The organism is Collinsella aerofaciens (genome assembly GCF_039752955.1).
Classification (GTDB): Bacteria; Actinomycetota; Coriobacteriia; order Coriobacteriales; family Coriobacteriaceae; genus Collinsella; species Collinsella aerofaciens_BI.
The window spans coordinates 1-3,318 of the sequence record NZ_JBDMHB010000075.1; the positions used below are offsets into that span (position 1 = coordinate 1).

The 3,318-nt window shown below is 45.5% G+C and carries 5 protein-coding genes; 1 reads left to right on the forward strand and 4 read right to left on the reverse strand.

Translation table 11 applies throughout. The features are described from left to right. Window positions 1–192: hypothetical protein (locus ABHR75_RS09730; RefSeq protein WP_346964215.1), on the forward strand; the 192-nt coding region annotated here is incomplete at its 5' end. 116 nt (window positions 193–308) lie between these two features. On the opposite strand, the gene ABHR75_RS09735 is transcribed toward ABHR75_RS09730, so the two are convergent. From ABHR75_RS09735 to ABHR75_RS09745, 4 genes are all read right to left on the reverse strand, one after another. Then, window positions 309–455, reverse strand: a complete 147-nt coding sequence (locus tag ABHR75_RS09735; RefSeq protein WP_346964216.1) for a hypothetical protein — start codon at window positions 453–455, stop codon at window positions 309–311. Between the two features lie 40 nt (window positions 456–495). Next, entirely contained in the window at window positions 496–1,074 is a 579-nt protein-coding gene (locus ABHR75_RS09960; protein WP_430392726.1) for a CPBP family glutamic-type intramembrane protease, read from the reverse strand. A gap of 4 nt (window positions 1,075–1,078) precedes the next feature. After that, window positions 1,079–2,653 (reverse strand): ATP-binding cassette domain-containing protein, encoded by a 1,575-nt coding sequence (locus ABHR75_RS09740; RefSeq protein ID WP_346964217.1) that lies wholly within the window; start codon window positions 2,651–2,653, stop codon window positions 1,079–1,081. After that, window positions 2,631–3,318: radical SAM protein (locus ABHR75_RS09745; RefSeq protein WP_346964218.1), on the reverse strand; the 688-nt coding region annotated here is incomplete at its 5' end. The genes ABHR75_RS09745 and ABHR75_RS09740, both read right to left, overlap by 23 nt.

A 3,318-nucleotide genomic window follows, 5' to 3' on the forward strand; every position in this document is an offset into this window, starting at 1 on the left:
GCTGCGACGCGGAAATCGCGCGCCGTTGCCGCGCCCCGCAGTGCCCGCTTCCCCCGAGAACAATTATCAGTGCAGGTCACAAGGGTGCAAAAGAGCAGTGTGCTCGGAGATTCGGAGTTTTTCACCGCACTTCCGAAATCCGAGTCCGCGAAAGGTGCCGACAAGGCCAATTACGCAACATGTATCCAGTAAAAACGGATGGCAGCCGGTATGGCTGCCATCCGTTTTTCTCATACCAGCCTAAAGCAGGCATGTTACTTCTTAATGCCGCCCCCAGACGCTCGGCGACCGATGCCACGGCATCCTCGCTAACCGAATCGCAGGCAGGTGAAGGGCTGCGTGCAGATGATGTTGGGCGCACCGTGATCGATTAGGTCGAGCATCTCGGCCGTGAGCAGCCGGCCCTCGCCCATGTTATTGCATACCGAAAGCACTGTGCGGGCTTTATCTGCCATGGTGCCAACACCTGAAGATTTTGAAGATTTTGTCCGTAACTCAAAGAGCTAGGATGTTGATAAAATCCAGAGACATCATGGCTAAAAGAGACGGACACACTGTCCCTGTTTTTCGCACGAGCAGCGCAAAAATAAGGCCCAGACAAAGATAGCCCCCCATCATTGCAATGATGTAATTTGTGGGTGCCCCGATTAAACACTGTTGAGTCACGAGAAGCAATGACCATAGCATCGACTGTATAAATGCCCTTATGCAAAACGGCCGAACTATTCCGACGATTGTGCATTCAAATAAAAATACGTACCTAAATAACAGCTCATGCAAAACTGAGACCGAACAGACCAATACCCATCTGGATATTGATTTTCCACCTATATCGAGCATAGAGGCCATAATAATAAATACGATGAAAATGAACTGCCATCCCAAAAGAATCCCACGCCGTTTGGGCTTATCACAAGAAACAGCGCCCCGAGTTGCAAAAAGATAGACTACCAACGCACAAAAGAGCGCCCCTGTAGAGCACAGCCAAGCGGGGGATCCTTTTGTAATAACCCAAATAGCCCACGGCACGCTAGCAACCATCGTGCCCAGTAGATAACGTGCCCCCAGGCGCATTATTTCAGTCGCTTTTCCCAAGCTCTACCACCTCATCACTAGCATCTATTAGGTCCATATCGTGTGTAATTGCAATGACAATCTTGTGCTTTCGCATTTCCTTCATAGCTTTTATCAGAGCTTCTTTATGAGCAATATCGAGTGATGCTGTTGGCTCATCGAATAAATAGACGTCTGCCTTCTTTTCTAAGACCCGCCTAATTTCCAGTTGTTCCAGTTCCCCGGGAGACATTCCTCCGCACCTCTTCCTTTCGATAGAAGGAAAGTTTCTATCGCAAAGAATATCCTTTACTGATATCGGAGTTTGTTCAGCAAACGAAACTAGCTTCTGCCTAAGGAGCTCACAGTTGATTTCTTCTTGGGCCTTACCGTTGTAGGAAATAGTCCCAACGTAATCCGAATTGAAACAACCCATCAATAAGTACGCAAGGGTCGTTTTGCCCGAGCCATTAATCCCTACAAGAGCATAGAGCTTTCCTTTTTCAAACCTGACATTCAAGTTGCTGTAGAGACACTTTCCATTTAATGTAAAGCCGAAATTATGCAGTTCGATGTAATCGATCTCCAAGAGCTCCTCTCCAGCAGCAGCCGAAGGCAATTTAAAGGCATTTAGACGGGATATCGATGAGAAGCAGTCTTGTGCGCTGCTACCTATACCGTAGAGTGACCTCACGGCAGATAGCATTAAAGCCATGTAGCTCGAAACAGCAACAAGTTGGCCTACACTCATGCTTCCATGCATTACATAAAAAGCCGAAATCAAAAGAATGGTCACCTGGGACACAGCCGCAGCAAAGGAATCAGTTGCCTGAAATTTCGAAACGACACTTTGATAGGCGACTCCGGCGTGCAGCAAAGACGAAAAATAGCTATCTATGGATTTCAATGCTCTTTCGAACAGCGCATTAACATACAAAAATCTCTGATGCGCAAGTAGGGATTCCACTTTTCCGAAATACAGGGACTGCTCTTCCTTAAAGGTCAGACCTGAAACAAAAAGCGGTTTTTTAAATGAAGCATATGCAATTGCATACAAGATGCAAAATGTCACGGAAACCCAAAAGAGCGCTGTGGAACATCCATAGAGAAAAAATAAACTGATACCTAGCTGGACAATCGCAAGGAGTACCGTCTGGAGCATCGACAATCCGAAGGACGCCACAGTATTGGCATCTGAACAAATCTGTTGAGTTTTTTCAGCAGACTCCTGCTCAAAAAACAACTCAAAAGGCATCCGCACGAGCTCATCGATTTTTCTTCGAGCAATCGAGAATGCAGCCACGGTCGTTATCCGCATTGAAAGAAGGGTGCTTAAATAGCTGACAACAATATCGATTAATGCCGCGAAACCAATTAACGCACTGTCAATCATAATAGCACCATAAGGAGCTTTTTTAGATATATTATCAACCAGAGCGCTCGTGAGCAGCGGGGATACAGAGGCCATCATTCCAGATATTATTAAGCACAACGTAAAGGCTATAACCAGAAGCAATTGGGAAGAAAACCCAAGTCTGAAATATGGCAGATAGTCGAAGATCGCCGTTGAATCCGCATCACTTCTTATGCTTGAGATCATAGGCCGCCCTCATTACTTTTATACAGTTCTTTCTTGCGGATACACAGCTTGTCTTATTTTCATACAGCCTGGTGAAGGGACAGCCACCCATGCACATAGGAAGAAGTGAGCAGTTAAGGCATTCTGAATCTGAACAAAAGTCGTAAGCATTCCATATGGAAACTTCGGATGCGCTACTCGTTACATTTTCAAAGATGCTCCCATAGCTTCTGTCGGAATATCCTATTTCATTCCAGCATTTATATAAGGAACCGTCTGGTCCAATAACTTCTGAATATTTATTGACGGCTCCGCATATGGTCGGATTAAAGCCTGGAAGAAATGGATCCATGTACCCTGTCATTTTGTAGCGAGACAGACAGGATGCTTCAATCGAAGCAAATTCATCCTCTGAATAGCATGGAGAGTTAGCGCACGTCCCATTTATATCATCTACTGCCGCTAAATATAGTTTTACTTTATTACGAAGACCTTTACGATCAAGCGAATCAACCAAACGATCAATCTGATCACCGTTCGACGGATCAACATTGACTCTTAAGATGACATCAAAGTACGCACTAGCCCTTTTTACGTTATCAATAATACGGTTGAACGTATCGCCGCCAGAAGGAAGACATCTTCTTCGATTGTGTATCTCAGGCGGACCATCGACAGTTACCTGA

Bases quoted from the DNA above. Each gene is read 5' to 3' on its own strand.
- ABHR75_RS09960 (WP_430392726.1), bottom strand. From the start codon at position 1,074: ATGCGCCTGGGGGCACGTTATCTACTGGGCACGATGGTTGCTAGCGTG.
- ABHR75_RS09740 (WP_346964217.1), bottom strand. From the start codon at position 2,653: ATGATCTCAAGCATAAGAAGTGATGCGGATTCAACGGCGATCTTCGAC.
- ABHR75_RS09735 (WP_346964216.1), bottom strand. From the start codon at position 455: ATGGCAGATAAAGCCCGCACAGTGCTTTCGGTATGCAATAACATGGGC.